This window comes from Prauserella cavernicola, from assembly GCF_016595675.1.
Lineage (GTDB): Bacteria > Actinomycetota > Actinomycetes > Mycobacteriales > Pseudonocardiaceae > Prauserella_A > Prauserella_A cavernicola.
In genome coordinates this window covers 365,747-386,171 of record NZ_JAENJH010000003.1, presented here as the reverse complement: position 1 = coordinate 386,171, position 20,425 = coordinate 365,747, and the positions used below count along the sequence as shown (strand labels likewise).

Here is a 20,425-nt window from a genome sequence, read left to right as displayed (position 1 = left end):
GCGCAAGGAGCGGAGCCTCCCTGCGCCGGCATGATCCGGATCAGGTGCGAACGGTCGTGAGCTCTCGCCCACCTCTCAGCCCGGCCGCGCCGGACTCCCGTGGCAATCGTGCAGCGTACCCGTTGTCGTACCACCATGGACGCATGGCAGAGGTACTCAACGACGAACGTATCGACGAGGCACTGGGGCATCTGCCGCAGTGGCAGCGCGAGGGCGACGCCATCCGCAGGGACGCGGAGCTCGCATCGTTTCCTCAGGCGATCCAGGTGGTGAACCGCGTCGCCGAGATCGCGGAGAACGAAAATCACCACCCGGACATCGACATCCGTTGGCGCACAGTGACTTTCCGGCTCAGCACGCATTCGGAAGGCGGCATCACGGAGAAGGACATCTCACTCGCGAATGAGATCGACGGGGTGATCGAATCGGTGTGATCTGGCCCGCACGGGCAACATGACCGGCACCTTCGTGCGTTCCCCGGGTATCAGCTACCGGATCGAGGGGAGTGCGCGTTGAGCCGTTCCAGCTTCATCACAACCACCACTGGGGCGATCGGGAGCACTGCCCGCAGGGTCGCGGCGCTCGGGGCGCTCGTCCTGGTCACGCTCGCCGCCTTCGCGCTGCCCGCGACGGCGGCCACCGACCAGGCCGAGGATCGGGCCGTCACGGTCGCGGGCAGCGGCCTGACGCACGCGCTCGTCGTCGGTGGCGTGGCCTTCGCTCTCATGCTCAGCGTGGCCGGAGCCGTGCTGTTCTACACCGCGAAGGGCCGCAGGCACGGTCCATCGCTGTGAGGCATACCACAGTTCCGCACTGCGGCTAACACTGAGGGCGGGTCCTGCGGTTTTCACGGGTGGAACACCCACTACCAGTGAAATTGGGGACCCCATGAACCGCGCCCCCGTACTGTCGCCGAGCCAGCAAGCCGTCGTGACCGCCTTCGCGGTCACCGTCACCCTGCTGTTCGTGATTCTGCTCGCCGCGGCGGGCTGATCCGACTCACTCGTGCCGAGGCAGCCGAAAAACCGGTTGCCTCGGCACGAACGTGTCCTCAGCGGACGACGTCGTAGACCAGCTTCTGGATGCCGTTGCCGTAGGACTCGCTCTCGACGAGCCACAGGTTCTGCTTGTCCTTGTCGCTGTCGCTGAAAAGCCGCTTACCCGCGCCGAGCAGCACCGGGAACACCAGCAGGTGGTACCGGTCGATCAGGCCGGCGTCCGCGAGGTTGCGGTTCAGTTCGGCGCTGCCGTGGATGCTGATCGGCCCGCCGTCGGTCTCCTTCAGCGCGGCGACCTCGTCCAGCGACCGTAAGATCGTGATCTCGCCCCAGTTGGTCACCAGGTCCTGCTCGCGCAGCGTGGTGGACACGACGTACTTCGGCATGGCGTTGTAGCCGGCGAAGTCCTCGGTCATGTCCGGCCACACCGGCGAGAACGCCTCGTAGCTGACGCGGCCCATCAGCATCGCCGTCGCCTCGCCCTGCTCGCGCCCCTTGAGCTCGAACGCGGCCGGGTCGAACTCGACGTCCTTGAACGTCCAGCCCGAGTTGCGATAGCCGGGCTCCCCGCCGGGCGCCTCGACGACGCCGTCGAGCGAGACGAACGCGGTGGCGATGAGGGTACGCATGTGGTTGCTCCTTGCCTGGCTGACGTGCTTCTCGTCAGTGCGTCGATCGGGAGCAACCGTATTCGACAACCCGGGCGAAGATCTTTTCTACCGGGCCGGGCTCAGACGTTGAAGCGGAACAAATCGCGACCTGGGGGAACGCTCGGGCATGCGTCCTGACCTGGGCGTTCCCCACTCGTCGACGGTGGTCGTTTGCTGTGCCGGATGGGTGTCCTGACGAACGATTGACGATCAGCCGCGGGAGGTTCGAGCGACGGAGTTGATCTGTCAGTGGCAGCCAGTAGCGTCCTCGCCGTGAGCATGCGAGAGATCACGCGCGAGGCCGTCCTCGCTGCCATCGACGAGCACGATCGTGACCCTGCTGGGTTCAATCGCTATGGGTTCGGCCCGGCTCGCACCTACACCCTCGTCCACGACGGCCGGGAGTACGACTCGAAAGCGATCGTCGGGGTCGCCCACGGCTACCTGCCCGATGAGCAGGCCCTCAGCCCGAATGAGTTCTCGGGAGGACTGGAGACGGTCGTAGCACTGCTCCGGTCCCTCGGGTTCGAGGTGCGCTCTGGGCGGAACCCGGCGTGGCTTGAATCGGAACTCGTGCTCGCCTGTGATCTCGTCGCACGCAACACCTGGCAAGGCATCCGGGCGCATGAGCAGAGGACAATCGAGCTGTCGTAGGCACTGCAACAGCTCCCACTGCACCCGCCAGAGTCCCGTGGCGAGACCTTCCGCAACCCCAACAGCGTGCAGCGCAAGACCTTCGACATCGCGACTCAGCACCCCGACTACGACGGCAAACCAACCCGGGGCGGCAAGCTCGACAAGGAGATCTTGCAAGCCTTCCTCGATCGCCCCGAGGAGATGCACGCACAGGCAGCCGCGATCCGCGCAGGCATCGCCACTGGTCAACTCACCGAGCTACCCTTCGCCGCTGACATCGACGAGGAGGAAGCAGCAGCCGAAGGCCGCGCCCTCGTCCTCCTCCACCTGCGACGCGAGCGAAACCCAAAACTACGAGCGAAGAAGATCGACCGGGTACTTGCCGAACGAGGCTGCCTCGAGTGCGAGGTCTGCGGCTTCGACTTCGAACGAACCTACGGCGAACGAGGAGCGCGGTACGCCGAGGTCCATCACGTCACGCCGCTGCACATCACCGGGCAAACAGAAACGCGGCTGAATGACCTCGCAGTCCTATGTTCCAACTGCCATCGTATGATCCACCGCGGAGCCCACTGGCTAACACCTGCTGAGCTACAAGACGTGATTCAGCACGTGCGTGACAAGGGTGCATGAAACCTGCGATTTAGAGATCCGCCGGGAAGAACGTGGATACACCAAGGGCCCCGTCGGGCCTCGGTACCTCGTCGCCTTCACATGCACTAATCGGTATCGACAGCTCCCGACATCTGCCGCGTTTTGCGGACGCGATGTGGCACGAATTTGACATCCGGGCGGCCTATCGAACGACGTTCGACTTCTGCGGGAACGCCCAAGTTTGCAGCTAACCTGGGCGTTCCCGCTGTGACAGTCGTTTTTCGTGCTAGATACACTCCCTGGCGATCGATTGACGAATGTCGAGAGTACAAGCCGAGACACGACCCTGGTCGATCTTCATTGAACCTCTCCCCAGTCACGGATACGACGCTGGCCCTGGTCGTAGGTCAGCGCTGAAAGCCGACGCCTGTTTACCCAGAATGAACTGTCGATTCTGAAACGGGGCCAACCGTCCATCAAAGGCAAAGCTGCGGCCGATCCCTCCAGAGCATCACGACCTGATATCTAGGGCGCGATGAAAAGAGCGGTGTACAAAAAACGACCGAGTCGTCTGAACATTACTTCTCTGATCGATAAAAAGTGGGTCTTCTGAATAGAAGACCGCCCGCCGAATGTCGCTTCGAGAACATCCTATTAGGCCAACCGTAAAGAGAACCTTCAGAAGCGGCTGATAGAGATCAAACCACGATGTATCGGGCCCCGAATTCCACATTGCATTCGTGACATCAGTCATCCACCGAACTCCCGCGAATTTCGGCTCCGATAGGAGGAGCATCGCCGAGTCGAGACGCTCCTGGAGGTCTTGCTTGGACATCGCCAGAGGGCTTTCTCGGAATTTCTCAAATACTTGATCTATGTCGGGGTAGGTCTGTTTCCATTCATCTCGCAAAGCGAGCAATCTTTTCGAAGAGTAAGATTGCTCGGCAGAAGATATATCCGACCAAGTTAGTCGGTCATTTCCCACGCCAAGGGTCAAGCACTCATTCACGAAAGAAATGGCGTCCCGAGGTCTCATGAGGGTTCTATCCAACATGTAGTCCAAGGGATTCCCTCGTGACTTATTTGAATTAGGGAGAAGATCGGATATGGACTTCAGCTCCAGCTCCGCCTTCGATGCAGCTACTTTAACTCGCTCATCGAGCATTTCGGCCAAGTCTGGTTTCGTCCATTTCATTAGAAGCACCAGCGCACGAAATTTCTCTTCCTGCCCGCCTCCTCGACGACCGAACTGTAGCTCCTGAAAGATATTAGTACGAAGGGCCACAAGAACCTTGAGATGTCGCACTCGCTTGAGGTCGATCACGGTGCGAAATAAGCACCGGATGAGATCATTTGCGATTCGCTCGTCAACCCAGTCTCGATCCAGGTCGTCGATGACAACATATGTAAACAGCTGCGGCCTGTTCAGCACTTCGTCATCTAACACATTGAGCATCTTATTGAGTCTTGCTAGTTGCGTATCATTCACGATCCGCTGGAATCGATCGACTCGCTCCTCGGTAAACTCACTAGAAGTCTCGAGTCCTTCTTTGCTGCCGAAATTTACGCTCGCCACACTGCCAATCTTTGCGCCAGCAGCTGTTTCCGCGTCAATTCTTTCGGTGAACTTCTGCGTTATTTCCCTTACCCGCTCGTCCGCCTCTTCCCAGAAGCGGCCTTCATACTCATCAAGGTAGTCGAGAGCGGCTCGCTTCGCCTTATCGCGTCGAACCCGATCGCGAATTTCATCCAGGAATTTCTGCTTCGCGGCTGGTGAGTTAACTTTGTATCGGTGCTTAATAATCTCGACCAGTAGTACATGCTTCCAAAGAGTTGTCCAGAAATTGTCGAGATTGATGTCAAGCGAGTCTAGATACCTGATTGCCTGAAGATTGGTAATATACGGCAACGATAGATCTTCTGGACTTACCCGAATCACGCGATCTGGATTCAGCTCTTCAAGCCGCTGCAACGCGGCCGACTTTCCCGAACCGGTTCTTCCTACGACAAAACATCGCTTATCTTCGCGGGACGATATTACGGCGAAGTCGTCCGATTCGTAAAATGCATCGTCGAGAAGACCATCTGCCTCAGCTTGTTCACCCCCTAATGTAAACGTGCTACGGAGGCGTTGACGCTTTGCTACCACCTTCGTGCTCACCTCACTTGATACGCGCCGCTCAAGGCATCTCTTTACCTTAGGTCGCGATCATGACCGGAGTTGTTACTTGCGGCGTCGACCGCATGACACGCCGTGTTTGCCGCACCGCTGCCGAGTTGGGAGCGATGGGAACCTACCTGCGCTTGTGGTCATCCCGTCGCCTGATGGCGTCTCGATCACGCCGTGTCGGGGCCGCGACCGCTGCTCGCCCACTGCCGGCCGATGTTGCCAGGCTCGCGGTTCCGGCTCGGTGTGATAGCCATCAGTCAGGCGACGGGACGATCAGGACGCGCTTCAACAACGTCCGATCGGTGTTCCGGGGCGCGGTGCGGGACCGTTTGATCGGCGTCGACCCTTCTGAGGGCGTCCGCCTTCCGCGCACTCGTCGCGCTGAGGTCGCGATGTCATTGCCGTCGCCGCGTCAGGTGGCAGCACTGCTCAAGTCGGCAGATCCGCGGTTCAGGCCCTTCGTGGCGTTGTGTGCGTTTGCTGGTCTCAGGCTTGGTGAGGCTGCCGCGCTGAGAGCCTCGGACTTGGACTTCGAGCGCGGCAAGATCAGCGTGTCCCGGCAGGTTCAGCGCGAGAACGGGCGTGGTGTTGAGATCCGCGCGCCCAAGTACGGCTCTGAACGGGTCGTGCACGTGTCCGATGAGCTGCTGTCGCTGGTGAAGGACTACATCGCGACCTACCGCCAGAACGGCGTGGCCAGCCGCTGGCTCTTCGAGGGCTCGGCTGGCGACCCACCTCACCAGAACACGGTCGGCTACTGGTGGCGGCTGACCCGCACGGCGGCGCGATGCGAGGAGCTGCGGCTACACGACCTTCGGCACTTCTTCGCCTCTGGGTTGATCGCCGCGGGGTGTGACGTGGTCGCCGTTCAGCGGGCGCTAGGCCACTCCAGCGCCACAGTCACGCTCAACACCTACGCCCACCTGTGGCCGAGCGCGGAGGGCCGCACCCGGCTCGAATCATCCCGGTTGTTTGCCGACGTCGCCGGTCAGCCTGACGAACTGGTGACGAATCGCGAGGCCGCCTAACGCTCTGAGCTGGGAAAACAGGCCCAGATCAGACGTTGAAGCGGAACTCCACCACGTCGCCGTCGGCCATGACGTAGTACTTGCCCTCCATGCGGACCTTGCCCGCCGAGCGGGCAGCCGCCATCGAACCGGCCTCGACCAGATCGTCGTAGGAGACCACCTCGGCCTTGATGAAGCCACGCTCGAAGTCGGTGTGGATCACACCCGCCGCCTGCGGAGCCGTGGCGCCCTGCGGGACCGTCCACGCGCGCGCTTCCTTCGGGCCCGCGGTGAGGTAGGTCTGCAGGCCGAGGGTGTGGAACCCGGCCCGCGCGAGCGAGTAGAGGCCCGGCTCGGACTGACCGACCGACTCGAGCAGCTCGCGCACGGACTCCTCGTCGTCCAGCTCCAGCAGCTCGGCCTCGACCTTGGCGTCGAGGAACACCGCGTCCGCCGGTGCGACGAGCTTGGCCAGCTCGTCGCGCTTCGCCTGGTCCCCGAGCACGCCCTCATCGGCGTTGAACACGTAGAGGAACGGCTTGGTGGTGAGCAGGCTGAACTCACGCAGGCCGTCGGTGTCGATCTCGGCCTGCGCCGAGAACAGCGTGCGCCCCGAGTCGAGGATCTCCTTGGCGCGCTGCGCGTTCTCGAGTGCCGGCCGCGCCTCCTTCTTCGTGCGCGCTTCCTTCTCCATCCTCGGCAGCGCCTTCTCCAGCGTCTGCAGGTCGGCGAGGATGAGCTCGGTGTTGATCGTCTCGATGTCGTCGTTCGGGTCGATCTTGCCGTCGACATGCACGACGTCCGGGTCGTCGAACACCCGGATAACCTGGCAGATCGCGTTGGCCTCACGGATGTTGGCGAGGAACTTGTTTCCGAGTCCGGCGCCTTCGGACGCGCCCTTCACGATGCCCGCGATATCCACAAAGGACACCGTCGCCGGGACGGTCTTCGCCGAGTCGAACACCTCGGCGAGCTTGTCCAGGCGCGCATCCGGCAGCGGAACGACTCCGACGTTGGGCTCGATCGTCGCGAACGGGTAGTTCGCCGCGAGCACGTCGTTGCGAGTGAGGGCGTTGAAGAGGGTGGACTTGCCGACGTTGGGCAGTCCGACGATGCCGAGGGTGAGACTCACGACAAGGCAGTGTACGTGCCGGTCCGGCGGCCCCGCTCAGCCGTCGTTGTCGTCGCCGTCGTCGTCCCGGCCACCCTGGTCGTCCCGGTCATCCTGGTCGTTCTGATCGCCCTGGTCATCGTCGTTCTGGTCGTCGTCGTTGTCGTTCTGGCCGTCGTCGCCGTCGTCGTCCTGGTTGTTCTGGCCGCCGCCGTCCTCCTGCTGTGTGCCACCGTCGTCGTCCTGCTCGGGCTGGTCGCAGGCGGACAGGCTGATCGCGCCGACTGCGGCGATGATCGCGGTCATGGTGCGGAACGGGAGCTTCCTGGAGCGTGCGGTCATGGTCGCCGACCGTACGGCAGCCGGATGAGGAACGGATGAGAACCGGATGAGAATCGCCGCGTCCTCCGTGTCCGATTCCCGCCAGTCAGGCCTGTGACCTGGTGGCAGTATCGACGCCATGGCACAGCCAACCGTGCAGGCCCCACCGGCCCACCACAGCCTCTGGCACGACACCGAACGGTGCTATCGCGCCGTCATGTCGCGCGACTCGAGGTTCGACGGCCAGTTCATCGTGGCCGTGCGCACCACCGGCATCTACTGCAGGCCGTCCTGCCCTGCGATGACGCCGAAGGCCCGAAACGTGGAGTTCTATCCGACCTCGGCCGCGGCTCAGTCGCGGGGCTACCGGGCCTGCAGGCGCTGCCTGCCCGACGCCGTACCGGGCTCGCCGGAGTGGAACGTGCGCGCCGACCTCGCCGCCAGGGCCATGCGCCTGATCGCGGACGGCACCGTCGAGCGTGAGGGCGTTCCGGGGCTGGCCCGCAGGCTCGGCTATTCCGAGCGCCAGCTCGGCCGGGTGCTCACCGCCGAGCTGGGCGCGGGCCCGCTCGCGCTCGCACGGGCCCACCGCGCGCACTCGGCGAGGCTGCTGATCGAGCTCTCGCAGCTGCCACTCACCGACGTCGCGTTCGCGGCCGGGTTCGCGAGCGTGCGCCAGTTCAACAACACCATTCGCGAGGTGTTCGCGGCCACGCCGTCGCAGCTGCGCACAGCGGCCGCGGGCAGGCGGGCACAGGCAGGCGGCGAGAACGGCACGCCATCCGGCGGCGCCCGATTGAGCCTGCGGCTGCCGTTCCGCGAACCGTTCGACGCCGACGGCCTGCTCGCCTTCCTGACGGCCCGCGCGATCCCGGGGGTCGAGGACGTCGTCGACGGCTACCGCCGGACGCTGCGGCTGCCCCACGGCTGCGGGTTCGTCCGGCTGGCGCCCGCCGACCGCTACGTCCGCTGCGATCTGCGGCTCACCGACGTACGCGACCTCGGCAACGCCGTCGCGAGAGTGCGGAGGCTGCTCGACCTCGACGCCGATCCCGAGGCCGTGACCCAGGTCCTCGGCGCCGACCCGGCGCTGGCCCCGCTGGTGGCCACGACGCCGGGAATCCGCGTTCCGGGCGCGGTCGACGGCACCGAGCTCGTGCTGCGCGCGATGCTCGGCCAGCAGGTGTCGGTCGCGGCTGCCCGCACGGCTGCGGGGCGACTCGCGACCGAGCTGGGCGAGCCGATGCCGGGCGCGTCCGACGGCGAACCCGGACTGCTGTTTCCCACGGCGGCGACCATCGCCGAGCACGGCACCGACGTCCTGCGCGGCCCGCGCGCACGCATCGAGGCCATCCGGGCCGTCGCCGAGGCGATCGCCACGGGCGACCTCGACGTCCACGTCGGCAGGGACGCGCCGGACCTGCGCGCCGAACTCCTCGCCGCACCCGGCATCGGGCCGTGGACGGCCGACTACGTGCTCATGCGCGTCCTCGGCCAGCCCGACGTCCTGCTCGGCGGCGACCTCGTCGTCCGCAAGGGCGCGGCAGCGCTGGGCCTCGACGACACCGCCGCCGGACTCGCCGAACACGCACAGGCCTGGCGGCCCTGGCGTTCCTACGCGGGCATGTACCTCTGGCGCGCGAGCGCCGCCACGACCACGAAAGGCAACCGATGAGCACCACAACTTTCGCCCACTGGTCCACACAGGACACCCCGGCCGGTCCGTTCACGGCGGTCGTCGCCGCGGACGGCGCCGTGCTCGGCTCCGGCTGGACGGCCGATCCCGCCGAGCTCACCGCCGTCATCTCGCCCGCCCTCCAGCCGTCGGAGCTGCGGGAGCGACGCGACCTCGGCCCGGTCAGCAAGGCTGTCCGCCGCTACCACGAGGGCGAGTTCGACGCGATCGACCTCATCCCCGTGCGACAGCATTCCGGCGAGTTCCTCCAGCACGCGTGGGACGTGTTGCGCACGATTCCGGCGGGCAAGCCCGTGACCTACAGCGACTACGCGGCGCTGTCGGGCAGGCCGCAGGCGATCCGCGGCGCTGCTCAGGCGTGTGCCCGCAACGCCGCCGCCCTGTTCGTGCCGTGCCACCGAGTTCTACGGATCGGCGGCGCGCTGGGCGGCTTCCGCTGGGGTCTCGACGTCAAGCGCTGGCTGCTCGACCACGAGACCGGCGTCGGCTGAGCAGACCGCTCACGGCTTGCTCGGGCACCCGTCGACGTGGTCGTCCACCACGCCGACGGCCTGCAGGTAGGCGTAGACGATCGTGCTGCCGACAAACGTGAACCCCCGGCGCTTGAGGTCCTTGCTGATCCGGTCTGACAGACCGGTGGTCGCCGGCAACGGATCTCCGGCGTCCGGGTGGTTCACGACCGGGCTGCCGTCCACCCATTCCCAGAGGTAGTCGGCGAACGAACCGCTGTCCTCCCTCACCGCGAGGAAGGCACGCGCGTTCTTGACCGTCGAGGCCACCTTGAGCCGGTTGCGCACGATGCCCGGATCGGCGAGCAGTTCGCCGAGCTTGGCCTCGTCGTAACGCGCGATCGTCTCCACGTCGAACCCGTCGAGAGCCCTGCGGTAGTTCTCCCGCTTGTTCAGCACGGTCGACCACGACAACCCAGCCTGCGCGCCTTCCAACAACAGGAACTCGAACAGGTAGGCGTCGTCGCGCGAGGGACGTCCCCACTCGTCGTCGTGGTACGCGGTCATCAGCTCGGAGCCGAGGGCCCAGGCGCAGCGTGGTTCAGGATCGGTCATCCGACCACCTCCCGCGTCGGGACAGGCGCTCCGCTGTTGTGTTCAGGCAGCGGTCAGCCCTCCCTCCAACTCGATCGTCGACCCCTCGCGCGCCTTGCGGACCCGGAGCCGGGTCGGGATCCGCTGGCGCAGTTCCTCGACGTGGGACACCAGCCCGACGACCCGCCCGCCGGCGCGCAGTTCGTCGAGCACGTCCATCACCACGTCGAGCGTCTGCCCGTCCAGGGTCCCGAAACCCTCGTCGACGAACAGCGTGTCGAGTAACGCTCCGCCGGTCTCCGCCGCCACGACATCGGCCAGTCCGAGCGCGAGCGACAGCGACGCGAGGAAGGACTCCCCACCCGAGAGCGTCTTGGCTGGCCGCACCGCGCCCGAGTAGTCGTCGAGCACGTCCAGGCCGAGTCCGCCGCGCGTGCCCCGGGAACCCGCGGCGTCGGAATGGACGAACGAGTAGCGGCCCTGGCTCATCGAACGAAGCCGGATGGTCGCGGCGGCCGCGACCTCCTCGAGCCGCGCGGCGAGCACGTACGAGCGCAACGACATCCTGCGCACGTTCTGACCCCGCCCGTTGACGACGTCGGTGAGCGCGTCGAGCTCCGCGAACTCCTCCTCCGCCGGAGCCAGCGCGGCCAGGTCGGCGGCAAACCGCTGCGCGAGCGAGTCCATCTCCTGCTCGCGCTGCACCGCCGCGCGCGATGCCGCGACCGCGGTCTCGGCGCGGACCCGCGCTTGTTCGGCGGCGAGCCCGGCCGGTTCGAGATCCACGACCTCGTCGGGTGACACCCCGGCCAGCTCGGGCTCGGCGAGCACGGCTCTCGCCGCCGCGGCGGCCTTCTCCGCGTCGGAGAGCGTCTGCTCCAGCTCACCGACGCGCGCTTCGGTACGGGCGGCCGACAGCGCGTCTTCCACCGTGTCGAAACCCGCCTGCCGCGCCGCATCCCGCACGGCTGCCAGCTGCTGGTCAAGACGCTCCTTTGCCGCAGCCCGCGACGCGCGGGCCTCCGCGAGCTCGTCGAGCGCACCCACGAGCGCCACGAGATGTTCCCGGCGTTCGCCGACGTCGGCGAAGCGGCCGCGGGCGACATCGAGCCGCTGTGCCCGCTCCTCGACCCGCTCGGACAGGGCTCGCCGCTGTTCCTCCGCGGCACCGGCGTCACGTTCGGAACGGGCGCGCTCGGCCATCAGCTCGTCGTGCTCGGCTTCCGCGGCGGCCACCGAAGCGGCGAGTTTGGCCTTGCGGCCCGCGAGGTCGGCGAGCTGGGCCAGCTCGCCCCGCACCGCGGTGAGCTGCTCGTCGAGCAGTTCCGCCGTCTGTCCACGAAGCCGATCCCGGACAGCGGCGAGCTTCGCTTCGGCCTCGTGCCTGGCCGTGAACGCAGTGCCCCGGCGTTCCTCGGCGGCGCGCTCGCGTTCCGCCGCCGCGGTCTCCTCCGCCTCCCCGACGGAGTCCGCTGTCGCCGTCGCGGGCGCGGGGTGCTCGCCCGATCCGCACACCGGGCACGGACTTCCGTCGCCGAGCCCGGCAGCCAGTTCGGCGGCCATCCCGGCAAGCCGCCGTTCGCGTAGATCGAGCAGTGCGGCCTTCGCCGACTGATGCGCGTCCGTCGCCGCGCGTTCCACGTCGGCGGCATCACCCACGGCCGCTTCGAGGCCGGGCAGGCCCGTGGCGTCGGCGAGCGCGGAGGTCAGGTCCGACTCACGCAGCCGGACGCCGTCGAGCTTCGCTTCGGCCTCGGCGGCCTGGTCGCGCTGGAGCCGCAGTTCCTTGGCCCGTTCGGGAAGTCCCTGCAGCTTCTCGCTGATGGCCGTGGCCTGCGCCGTCGCGTAGGTCGCCGTCTCCACCAGGTCGCGCAAGCGGTTGCGGTCGCGCTGCTGCTGCTCGGCTTCGCCGACGAGACCGGCCAGTGCACCCGCCTCCTCGCGCCACGACCCGGCGCGCTCCCGCAGCACGGTGACGGGGCTGTCCGGTTCCTCGAAACCGGCGGCAACCAGTGCCGTGCGTGCCGCGACCTCGGACCGCTCCGCCCGCTCCAACCGCTCGGTCTGGCGATCGGCTTCGGCCGCGAGGCCGGTGACCGTGCTCGCCCTGCGCGCCGCGGCGAGCTCGGCGGCCCACTTCGTGCGTTCGCCCGCCTGCTCTTCCAACGCGGCCAGCCGCTGGTGTGCGGAGCGGACCCGGCGCACTCGCTCCGCGGCGGTCCTGCGCTCCTGCAACGTCGCGTCGGCACTCTCCCGCGCGGCGCTTGCCTCCCGGTCCTCCTCGCGCGCGGCGGCGGCGACTCCGGCGGCCCGCTCCTTCAGTGCGGCGACCCACGCGTTGCCCGCGTCGTCCGGCGGCTCCTCGCGCGCGACCTGGGCGAGCCGCGCGAGCCACTCACGCATCGACTGCTTGCGCCGCTCGAGCTCCCTGCCGCGTTCCGTGCGCAGCTCGCGGAACCAGCGTTCGGCGTCGGCGAACCGCTCGGTGCCGAACAGCCGCTCCAGCAACTGTTCGCGCTCCGTCGTGTCAGCCCGAAGGAACCGCGCGAACTCCCCCTGCGGCAGCAGCACCACCTGGAAGAACTGCTCGGCGTTCATTCCCAGCAGTCGCTGCACCGTTCGCGACACCTCGTCGATGCGCGTGATCCCCTCGGCAGGCTGCCCGTGCGGCACCTCGCCGACCCACGCGAGCGACGCGGTGGCCTGCTGAGTGGTGTAGCCCTGTCCCCGGCGCTTCGGGCGCTGGTACTCGGGACTGCGCACCACCCGCAAGCGGTGCCCCTGCACACTCAGCTCCAACGCGACCTCGGTGGCGGTATCCGGATCGGCGACATCGCACCGCAATCGCTTCACCTGGCCGCGCGCGCCGGGTACGGCGCCGAACAAGGCGAAGGCGACCGCGTCGAGCAGCGTCGTCTTGCCGGCACCGGTGTCGCCGTGCAGCAGGAAGAGCCCGTCGGCGCCGAGCGCGTCGAAGTCCACGATCTCCCGTCGTGCATACGGTCCGAACGCCGCCACCTCGAGTCGATGCAGCCTCACCGCACATCACCGTCCTGCTCGGGATCACGCTTGCCCGCGGTCTCGAGCGCCGACGTCAGGAGCGCGTGCTCGCGATCGCTCGGTGGAGCGCCGCGACAGTCGTCGAGAAAGTTCCTGGCGATCTCGGTATCCGATCGCCCGCGTACGGCCTCCGCGTACCGGAGCACGGTCGCGGAACCGCCCTCCGGCTCCCAGTCCAGGTGCACGGCGTGCGGAAAGCGGTCCCGCAGCTTGCGCATCGCGTCGACGGGCCGGACGCGATCGGTGAGCGTCGCCGAAACGAAACAGTCCTCGTACTCGGCGTACTCCGGCGTGTCGAGAAGCTCCGAGAGCGGGCCGATGAGGGTCGCCAGTTTTCTCGGCACCGGCAGGTCTCGGCGTTCGACACCGGCGAGGCCGTCGGCGTCGAGGTCGACGAGCCAGACCGATTTCCGTTGCGCCGACTCGGAAAACGAGTACGCGAGCGGGCTGCCGGAATAGCGCAGGTGGTCCGCGAGCGTCTGTGCCCCATGCAGGTGGCCGAGCGCGACGTAGTCGACGCCGTCGAACACGTCGCCAGGAACCTGCTCCACGCCGCCGACCGCGATGGTCCGCTCCGAGTCGCTGCCGACGCCACCCGTCACGAACGCGTGTGCCAGTACGACCGACCGCGTTCCGGGCTCCCTGGTCGCGATGTCCTCGGCGATCCGGCGCATCGCCTCGCTCAACACGGCGGTGTGTCCTCGCGCGTGCGGGACTCCGAGTGCATGCCGCGCGATTTCCGGCTCCAGATAAGGAATCCCGTAGATCGCGACCGGAACATCGTCGACCCCGCCCGCCCGCAGCAGTACCGGTTCCGACAGTTCGGCAGCAGTGGTGCGCAGGTGCAGACCTCCCGCGGCCGCGAATTCAGCGAAAGCACCGAGCCGGGCTGCGGAGTCGTGGTTGCCCGGCGTGATCACCAGCTGTGCGCCGGCTTCCCTGATCCGCTTCATGGCACGTGTGGCCACGCGCACTGCCTCGGCCGACGGCACGGCGCGGTCGTAGATGTCGCCCGCGATGAGGACGACATCGACCGACTCACCGGCCACGAGGTCGGCGAGCTGGGTCAGGACCGCCTCCTGCTCCGCGAGCAGGTCGGCGCCGTGGAACGTCCGTCCGACGTGCCAATCCGAGGTATGCAACATCCGCACGAGATCAAAGCTAGGACGAGGGGCCGACAGAATCGGGGACAAACGACCGGCGTGTCACTCGAACGTGTGTTCGATTTCGTGGTTTTCCATTTTTGTCGGTGCCATACGCCATGATGCGAGCAGCCGATCACGCGACGGGATCGGCTGGACAGAGAAGGGAGCGTGCCCGTGGGTTCGACGGTGCTCGCCACGGCGGCCGTGGTGGTCGCGTTGCTGTTGGCGGGAGCGGTCGTCATGTTGTGGCGGCTGTATCAGGACGGCATGCGCAGGGCCGATGCGGCCGCGCGGCAGGTCGACGTCGAACGGGCGCGTGTGGACGAACAGCGGACGGCGTTGCGGCGCTACGAGGTCGCGTTCGCCTCGATCAGCGGCCGCGGTGAGCTGGGCGAACAGGTCCTGCTCGAAACCGCCCGCGCACTCGGACTTCGCGACGGGCTCCACTTCACGCTGCAGACCGACCTCGCGGGTGGCGGCGCCGCGAAGCCGGACATGGTGCTGCGGGTCGGTGGTGACCGCTCCGTTCCCGTCGACGCCAAGGCCAGCCTGGCGTGCTGGGCGGAGGCGGTCGAGACCGACGACCCCGACGAACGCCTCGATGCGCTGCGGGTACACGTCCGCAACCTCCGGTCGCGCGCGGCGGATCTGGCGGGCAAGGGCTACGAACGGTGGGCGGACGCCATCTACGGCACCGTCATGTTCGTACCGTCGGACGCCGCCGTGGTCGCCGCGCTGGACACCGACCCGGAGCTGCTGCGATGGATGTTGGACCGGCGCGTGTTCCTCTGCGGTCCGACCGGGTTCGCCGTGGTGGCTTCGGCAGCGATGTTCGCCGCGACGGAACGCACTCTCGTCGAGGACGTCGAGCGAGTGCGCTCGCACGCGGCCTCGGCCCACCGCGCCGCGGGCAACGCCGTCGACGCGGTGAACCTCTCGAGCACCCACCTCCAGCGCTTCCTGTCGGCTCGGCGACGGGAGCTGGACGCGCTCGAGACTTTCCGCGCGAGCGTGTCGCCACTCACCGAGGCCGCGGCCAGCCCGGCACCGGTGCCCGCAATTCGGAAAGGGGACGAAATAGCAACAACGTGACGAAAACTTCAAGCTTTGGTCCATACCATTGTCCGTTTTGCCTGGTCCAGTGTGCTACAGCTCACGCTCACAGGTGTTGAATGCGACGAGGTCGCGGAGTGGTAGCGGGTTTCGCGGATAAACCGGATACGGTGTTGCCTCGTGACCGCCATACGCGATCGCCAGAGCGATCCCGACGCCGAAGACGACGATGCGCAGATCCCTTGGGATGAGCGCGCCGTCCTCGGCGCCCGTCGCGGTCTGCCGTGGTGGGGCGCCGTGCTCCTCGCCCTCGGCCTGGCAGTGCTGGGTGCCGTCATCGACCTGCAGATCTCGGACGACCTGGGTGTGCTGTTCCAGGTGATCTACCTGCTCGGGTCGCTCGTGGCGGTCGGGGCGGTCAGACGGCGAAACCTGTTCGGGCCGATGGTGCAGCCACCGCTGGTTCTCGCGGTCACGGTTCCCTCGCTGGTGCTGACCGCGTCGGGGCTGCCCGCGAGCAGCGACACGTTGGCGAAGGTGCTGGCGATCAGCACACCGCTGATCAACGCGTTCCCGATGATGGCGGTCACCACGGCGCTGACCGTGGCGTTCGGTTTCTACCGGATGTACCGCGAGCGCGACCCCGACGCTCCGCCGAAGGAGCGGGCGAAGGGCAAGCGCGCGGAGGACGATCCCCGCGCAGGTGGTCCGGACCGCAAGCCCGGCTCGGCGAAGGGTGCACAAGGGACGGACGAGGACCGTCCTGATCGGCCCGCGAAGCGACCGCCCGAGGGCAGGGGCGAGCCGCCCCGCCGGGGCGCGGCCCCAGGTGGCCCTGCTGCTGCCGCCGCGGGCGGCCGGAAGCCTCGCCCGGAGGATCCGCCGCGACGTGGCCGGGAACGACCCGGCGAGCGCGAGCCTGGCCAGGGCGGCAAGCCGCCACGCGATCAGGCGGGCAGGCCGAGGAACCCGCGGGTGCCGCCGGACGCCGCCGAGCGCAAGCGCCGGGTCGAGGAATGGCCGGACTCCATCCGCGGACCGAAGCGTCCGCGCCGCACACCGCCGCCCGCCGACGAACCGCCGGGCCGTCCGCGCGGACCCCGCCGCGAACCGGGTCGCGATGAGCGCCCGCCGCGCCGGAACCGTCCGTGGGAGGACGACCGGGGCTGACCAGCTCCGTTCGCGCCGAGCACGCGAGGGCGCACGGCGCCTCAGTGCGCCAAGGCACGATGACGGGGAGCCTCCAGCGGTGAGGCGGCAGTCCGTCAGCGCCAACCGCTACCGCAGCCGGCGCAGCCACGATGCCTCGCGAGCCCGACTCGTGCAGACCACAGCCCGCTCACGCCTGGTGCCCGCGATGGGTCTCGCGAAACGCGCAGGTAGACCCAGCCGCAGCCTCCGCGGCTGCCGCGCGTTCTAACGGCGGCAGTCACCGCTCATACCGCCGTGACCGTTCACACCGCAGCCGAAGCCACGCGGAGCATTCCAACGCTCCCGCCGCGACCACCCACGCTGCCGCGCGTTCAATCCGCCGCAGTCACCGCTGCCGCCGCGAGCACCGTCCCTGCCGCACTCACCGCTCCCGCCGCAGCCACCGCTGCTGCCGGGGTCACCGCGGCCTCCGCCGCAACCACCGCTCCTGCCGCAGTCATCGCGCGACAGTCATCGCGCGACAGTCACCGCTCCCGCCGCAATCATCGCCGCCGCGGCCACCGCTGCCGCCGCGAGCACCGTCCCTGCCTCACTCACCGCTCTCGCGGGAGCCACCGCTCCCCGCGACGGTCACCACCCGCACCGCCGGGCCACCCACCCGGCGCAGGTCACCCACGGCGACGCGGGCCATCGCGCCACGCTCCGGACAGCGAGAAGGCCACCTCATCGCTACCGCGACGAGGTGGCCTTCTGACGACGGGTGGCCAGCTCCACCGGCTCGGTTCAGCGCACGCTGCTGCGTGTGGTGCCCGAGTCCGAGCGGAGCTCGCGCGGCAGGGCGAAAGAGATCTTCTCGTTCGCCGTCGTGACCTCCTGGACATCGAGCCAGCCGCGCTCGGACAGCCACTCCAGGAGCTCCATCACGAGCACGTCCGGCACCGAGGCGCCGCTGGTGACACCGACCGTCTCGACGCCGTCCAGCCAGGCCTCGTCGACCTCGCTGGCGTAGTCGATCAGGTGCGAGTCGCGGGCCCCTGCCTGCAGGGCGACCTCAACGAGCCGCTGGGAGTTGGAGGAGTTGCGCGAGCCCACCACAAGCACCAGGTCGCACTCGGCGGCCATGGCCTTGACGGCCACCTGGCGGTTGGACGTGGCGTAGCAGATGTCGTCGCTGGGCGGGTCCGAGATCTCGGGGAAGCGCTCCCGCAGCTGGTCGACACGCTCCATCGTCTCGTCGACGCTGAGCGTGGTCTGCGAGAGCCACACGACCTTGGACGGGTCGCGGATCTGGACCTTCTCGACGTCTTCCTCGGTGTCCACGAGCTGCACGTGCTCAGGCGCCTCGCCGGAGGTGCCCTCGACCTCTTCGTGGCCCTCGTGGCCGATCAACATGATGTCGTAGTCGTCGCGCGCGAACCGGTTGACCTCCTTGTGGACCTTGGTCACCAGTGGGCACGTCGCGTCGATCGTGCGCAGGTTGCGTTCCTCGGCCTCCGTCCGCACCGCGGGGGACACGCCGTGCGCGGAGAACACCACGAGGCCGCCCTCGGGCACCTCGGAGGTCTCGTCGACGAAGATGACCCCGCGCTCACGCAGGGTGTCGACGACGTGACGGTTGTGCACGATCTCCTTGCGGACGTACACCGGAGCGCCGTGGATCTCGAGCGCCTTCTCGACGGTGATCACGGCACGGTCGACACCGGCGCAGTAACCGCGCGGCTTGGCCAGCAGAACGCGCTTACCACCGGCGACGTGCGCATCGTCGTACGCGGGCACCGATACGCTGGTAGCAGGCTCTGTTCCGGGACTCGCTGCACTCATGTCTTCCAGGGTACGGGTGCTGCGGGTACGGCAAGACGTGAGACGACCCATGGGACGAGCGACACGCGTTAACCCGTTCGGCTGGGCAGGATGAACCATGTGCGGCAGTCTTAGAGGCATGAAGCAACTCCCGTTCCCCGTCCGGGTGGCCGCGGGGCTGGCCGTGACGACCGCCGAGCACGTGCGCGGTCTGCCGAAGCAGCTCACGGAGCTTCCGGTAACGGTGGCCAGCCAGGTGCTGCAGGCCTCGATGCGGGTCCAGCAGCACGTCACCGAGCTGGCGATCAAGGGGGACGACGTGCTGTCGTCGCTGCGCCCCGCCGAGGAGGAGCCGAGCTGGGCGACCTTCGACGAGGACGTCGAGGAGCAGCGGCCACCGGAACCGAACGGGCACCGCGCGGGCACGGCGTTCGACGACCCGTGGGTCGCCGAGGAGCGCGCGCTCGCGGAGGAGCACAGCGAGGGTGAGTTCGACAGCCCCGGCGCACCCAGCAGCGGCCCCGCGGGCCTCACGGACTACGACGAGCTGACGCTGCCGCAGCTGCGGGCGCGCCTGCGCACGTTCTCGCTGCCGCAGCTCGAGGAGCTGCTGGCCTACGAGCGCGACCACGCCAACCGCGCGTCGTTCACGGGCATGCTCACCCGCCGCATCGGCAACGTGCGCGCCGAGATCTCCGACGGTGGCGCCGAGGACGCGTCGAACCGGTGAGCAGCGAGACCGAGCCGGCCACCCGTCCCTCCGGCCAGGCCTCCAGCGCGGAAAGTCCCTGGCCCGTTCGCACGGTCGCCCGCAAGATCGCGGACTGGATCCATCGGCTCGGCTCGGTCTGGGTCGAGGGGCAGATCACCCAGATCTCGGCGCGCCCTGGCACGTCGACGGCGTTTCTGACCCTGCGTGATCCCGCCGCGGACGTGTCGATGTCGGTGACGTGCCCGATGCGGCTGCTGCGCAGCATCGACCCGCCGCTGCGCGAGGGCGCGAGCGTGGTCGTGCACGCCAAGCCCACGTTCTTCCTCGGCCGCGGCACGTTGAGCCTACGCGCGAACGAGATCCGCGCCGTCGGTATCGGCGAGCTGCTGGCCCGGATCGAGCGGCTGCGCAAGCTCCTCGCCGCCGAGGGACTGTTCGCGCCGGAGCGCAAGCGGAAGCCGCCGTTCCTGCCCAGGGGCGTCGGCCTGATCACCGGCCGGGCTTCGGCCGCCGAGCACGACGTGCTGGCGAACGCGCAGGCCCGTTGGCCCGCGGTGCGGTTCCAGGTGCTCAACACGGCCGTGCAGGGCGTGAACGCGGTGCCCCAGATCGTGCGCGCGCTATCCACTTTGGACGCAGATCCGGACATCGACGTGATCGTGATCGCCCGAGGTGGCGGCAGCGTCGAGGACCTGCTGCCGTTCTCGGACGAGACGCTGTGCCGGGCCGTCGCCGCCGCAGGGACGCCGGTGGTGAGCGCGATCGGGCACGAGCCCGACTCGCCGCTGCTCGACAACGTCGCCGACCTGCGCTGCTCGACGCCCACCGACGCGGCCAAGCGCGTGGTGCCGGACGTCCGCGAGGAGACCGCGCGCGTGCACCAGATGCGCGACCGCGGCCGCAGGGCGCTGCACGGCTGGGTCGACAACCAGCGCAGGCTGCTCGACCAGCTCCGCAGCCGTCCCTCGCTGGCCGACCCGCTCGGCCCGATCGCGCGCAGGGCCGACGAGGTGGAGCTGAACGTGGAGCGCAGCAGGCGCGCGATCCTCACGACGCTGTCGCAGGAACAGAGTGCGCTCGCCTCGGCGAGGGCCCGGCTGACCTCTCTCGGCCCGTCCGCGACGTTGGAGCGGGGTTACTCGGTCGTGCAGTTCTCCGACGACGAAGGCAACCTCCGGGTGCTCCGATCGGTCTCTGAGATTGCCGACGGAACCGCGCTGCGCGTGCGGGTCGCCGACGGCGCGATCACCGCGACGGCTCGCGCACACGAGGAGTGA

At 68.0% G+C, this 20,425-nt stretch carries 19 protein-coding genes and 1 riboswitch; of the genes, 11 read left to right on the top strand and 8 right to left on the bottom strand.

Annotation, left to right across the window (positions count from 1 at the left end; all coding sequences use genetic code 11):
* A riboswitch (TPP riboswitch) is annotated at positions 1–111 on the bottom strand.
* Between the two features lie 32 nt (positions 112–143).
* Positions 144–434 carry a 4a-hydroxytetrahydrobiopterin dehydratase gene (locus tag JHE00_RS15185; protein WP_200318704.1) on the top strand — a complete coding sequence of 97 codons (291 nt, stop codon included), beginning with the start codon at positions 144–146 and terminating at the stop codon, positions 432–434.
* A 78-nt stretch (positions 435–512) separates the two neighbouring features.
* On the top strand, positions 513–794 hold the full coding sequence (locus JHE00_RS15180) for a hypothetical protein (protein WP_230424166.1): 282 nt from the start codon (positions 513–515) through the stop codon (positions 792–794).
* A 257-nt stretch (positions 795–1,051) separates the two neighbouring features.
* On the opposite strand, the gene JHE00_RS15175 is transcribed toward JHE00_RS15180, so the two are convergent.
* Complete coding sequence (locus JHE00_RS15175) at positions 1,052–1,627, bottom strand: dihydrofolate reductase family protein (protein ID WP_200318703.1); 576 nt, start codon at positions 1,625–1,627, stop codon at positions 1,052–1,054.
* Positions 1,628–1,927: 300 nt separating this feature from the next.
* Between JHE00_RS15175 and JHE00_RS15170 the strand changes: the two genes are divergently transcribed.
* The gene (locus tag JHE00_RS15170; RefSeq protein ID WP_504739429.1) at positions 1,928–2,302 is read left to right on the top strand and encodes a ScoMcrA-related endonuclease; all 375 of its coding nucleotides are present in this window, start codon (positions 1,928–1,930) and stop codon (positions 2,300–2,302) included.
* Positions 2,303–2,368: 66 nt separating this feature from the next.
* Positions 2,369–2,917 carry an HNH endonuclease gene (locus tag JHE00_RS15165; protein WP_200318701.1) on the top strand — a complete coding sequence of 183 codons (549 nt, stop codon included), beginning with the start codon at positions 2,369–2,371 and terminating at the stop codon, positions 2,915–2,917.
* A gap of 472 nt (positions 2,918–3,389) precedes the next feature.
* On the opposite strand, the gene JHE00_RS15160 is transcribed toward JHE00_RS15165, so the two are convergent.
* Complete coding sequence (locus JHE00_RS15160) at positions 3,390–5,039, bottom strand: P-loop ATPase, Sll1717 family (RefSeq protein ID WP_200318700.1); 1,650 nt, start codon at positions 5,037–5,039, stop codon at positions 3,390–3,392.
* A gap of 311 nt (positions 5,040–5,350) precedes the next feature.
* On the opposite strand from JHE00_RS15160, the gene JHE00_RS35090 reads away from it, so the two are divergent.
* Positions 5,351–6,076 carry a tyrosine-type recombinase/integrase gene (locus tag JHE00_RS35090; RefSeq protein WP_307831951.1) on the top strand — a complete coding sequence of 242 codons (726 nt, stop codon included), beginning with the start codon at positions 5,351–5,353 and terminating at the stop codon, positions 6,074–6,076.
* A gap of 28 nt (positions 6,077–6,104) precedes the next feature.
* On the opposite strand, the gene ychF is transcribed toward JHE00_RS35090, so the two are convergent.
* A complete protein-coding gene (ychF, locus tag JHE00_RS15150) occupies positions 6,105–7,187 on the bottom strand; it encodes a redox-regulated ATPase YchF (RefSeq protein WP_200318698.1) in 1,083 nt (360 codons plus the stop codon).
* Between the two features lie 36 nt (positions 7,188–7,223).
* Complete coding sequence (locus JHE00_RS15145; RefSeq protein ID WP_200318697.1) at positions 7,224–7,508, bottom strand: hypothetical protein; 285 nt, start codon at positions 7,506–7,508, stop codon at positions 7,224–7,226.
* Between the two features lie 118 nt (positions 7,509–7,626).
* On the opposite strand from JHE00_RS15145, the gene JHE00_RS15140 reads away from it, so the two are divergent.
* Positions 7,627–9,162, top strand: a complete 1,536-nt coding sequence (locus JHE00_RS15140; RefSeq protein ID WP_200318696.1) for a DNA-3-methyladenine glycosylase 2 — start codon at positions 7,627–7,629, stop codon at positions 9,160–9,162.
* Positions 9,159–9,674: a methylated-DNA--[protein]-cysteine S-methyltransferase gene (locus tag JHE00_RS15135; RefSeq protein WP_200318695.1), complete on the top strand. Its 516-nt coding sequence runs from the start codon at positions 9,159–9,161 to the stop codon at positions 9,672–9,674. Before JHE00_RS15140 ends, JHE00_RS15135 begins: the two co-directional genes overlap by 4 nt.
* Positions 9,675–9,683: 9 nt before the next feature.
* Here JHE00_RS15135 and JHE00_RS15130 read toward each other — a convergent pair whose 3' ends face one another.
* Genes JHE00_RS15130 through JHE00_RS15120 form a run of 3 tightly spaced genes read right to left on the bottom strand, consistent with a single transcriptional unit; the run spans position 9,684 to position 14,437 of the window.
* On the bottom strand, positions 9,684–10,247 hold the full coding sequence (locus JHE00_RS15130; RefSeq protein WP_200318694.1) for a DNA-3-methyladenine glycosylase I: 564 nt from the start codon (positions 10,245–10,247) through the stop codon (positions 9,684–9,686).
* 42 nt (positions 10,248–10,289) lie between these two features.
* Positions 10,290–13,265, bottom strand: a complete 2,976-nt coding sequence (locus JHE00_RS15125) for an AAA family ATPase (protein ID WP_200318693.1) — start codon at positions 13,263–13,265, stop codon at positions 10,290–10,292.
* Positions 13,262–14,437: an exonuclease SbcCD subunit D gene (locus tag JHE00_RS15120; protein WP_200318692.1), complete on the bottom strand. Its 1,176-nt coding sequence runs from the start codon at positions 14,435–14,437 to the stop codon at positions 13,262–13,264. Before JHE00_RS15120 ends, JHE00_RS15125 begins: the two co-directional genes overlap by 4 nt.
* A gap of 168 nt (positions 14,438–14,605) precedes the next feature.
* Here JHE00_RS15120 and rmuC point away from each other — a divergent pair, with 168 nt between their 5' ends.
* Positions 14,606–15,523, top strand: a complete 918-nt coding sequence (gene rmuC, locus JHE00_RS15115) for a DNA recombination protein RmuC (RefSeq protein WP_200319290.1) — start codon at positions 14,606–14,608, stop codon at positions 15,521–15,523.
* A gap of 141 nt (positions 15,524–15,664) precedes the next feature.
* Positions 15,665–16,654: a DUF6542 domain-containing protein gene (locus tag JHE00_RS15110; protein WP_200318691.1), complete on the top strand. Its 990-nt coding sequence runs from the start codon at positions 15,665–15,667 to the stop codon at positions 16,652–16,654.
* A gap of 765 nt (positions 16,655–17,419) precedes the next feature.
* On the opposite strand, the gene JHE00_RS15105 is transcribed toward JHE00_RS15110, so the two are convergent.
* Positions 17,420–18,457, bottom strand: coding sequence for a 4-hydroxy-3-methylbut-2-enyl diphosphate reductase (locus JHE00_RS15105; RefSeq protein WP_200318690.1), 1,038 nt, complete (start codon positions 18,455–18,457; stop codon positions 17,420–17,422).
* 118 nt (positions 18,458–18,575) lie between these two features.
* Here JHE00_RS15105 and JHE00_RS15100 point away from each other — a divergent pair, with 118 nt between their 5' ends.
* Entirely contained in the window at positions 18,576–19,166 is a 591-nt protein-coding gene (locus JHE00_RS15100) for a lipid droplet-associated protein (protein ID WP_200318689.1), read from the top strand.
* On the top strand, positions 19,163–20,425 hold the full coding sequence (gene xseA / locus JHE00_RS15095; RefSeq protein ID WP_200318688.1) for an exodeoxyribonuclease VII large subunit: 1,263 nt from the start codon (positions 19,163–19,165) through the stop codon (positions 20,423–20,425). The genes JHE00_RS15100 and xseA overlap by 4 nt, the downstream gene beginning before the upstream one ends.

Excerpts from the sequence above, each read along its gene's own strand:
- JHE00_RS15185 (WP_200318704.1), top strand. The coding sequence starts at position 144 with ATGGCAGAGGTACTCAACGACGAACGTATCGACGAGGCACTGGGGCAT.
- JHE00_RS15175 (WP_200318703.1), bottom strand. The coding sequence starts at position 1,627 with ATGCGTACCCTCATCGCCACCGCGTTCGTCTCGCTCGACGGCGTCGTC.
- JHE00_RS15170 (WP_504739429.1), top strand. The coding sequence starts at position 1,928 with ATGCGAGAGATCACGCGCGAGGCCGTCCTCGCTGCCATCGACGAGCAC.
- JHE00_RS15145 (WP_200318697.1), bottom strand. The coding sequence starts at position 7,508 with ATGACCGCACGCTCCAGGAAGCTCCCGTTCCGCACCATGACCGCGATC.
- JHE00_RS15140 (WP_200318696.1), top strand. The coding sequence starts at position 7,627 with ATGGCACAGCCAACCGTGCAGGCCCCACCGGCCCACCACAGCCTCTGG.
- JHE00_RS15135 (WP_200318695.1), top strand. The coding sequence starts at position 9,159 with ATGAGCACCACAACTTTCGCCCACTGGTCCACACAGGACACCCCGGCC.
- JHE00_RS15130 (WP_200318694.1), bottom strand. The coding sequence starts at position 10,247 with ATGACCGATCCTGAACCACGCTGCGCCTGGGCCCTCGGCTCCGAGCTG.
- JHE00_RS15105 (WP_200318690.1), bottom strand. The coding sequence starts at position 18,457 with ATGAGTGCAGCGAGTCCCGGAACAGAGCCTGCTACCAGCGTATCGGTG.
- JHE00_RS15100 (WP_200318689.1), top strand. The coding sequence starts at position 18,576 with ATGAAGCAACTCCCGTTCCCCGTCCGGGTGGCCGCGGGGCTGGCCGTG.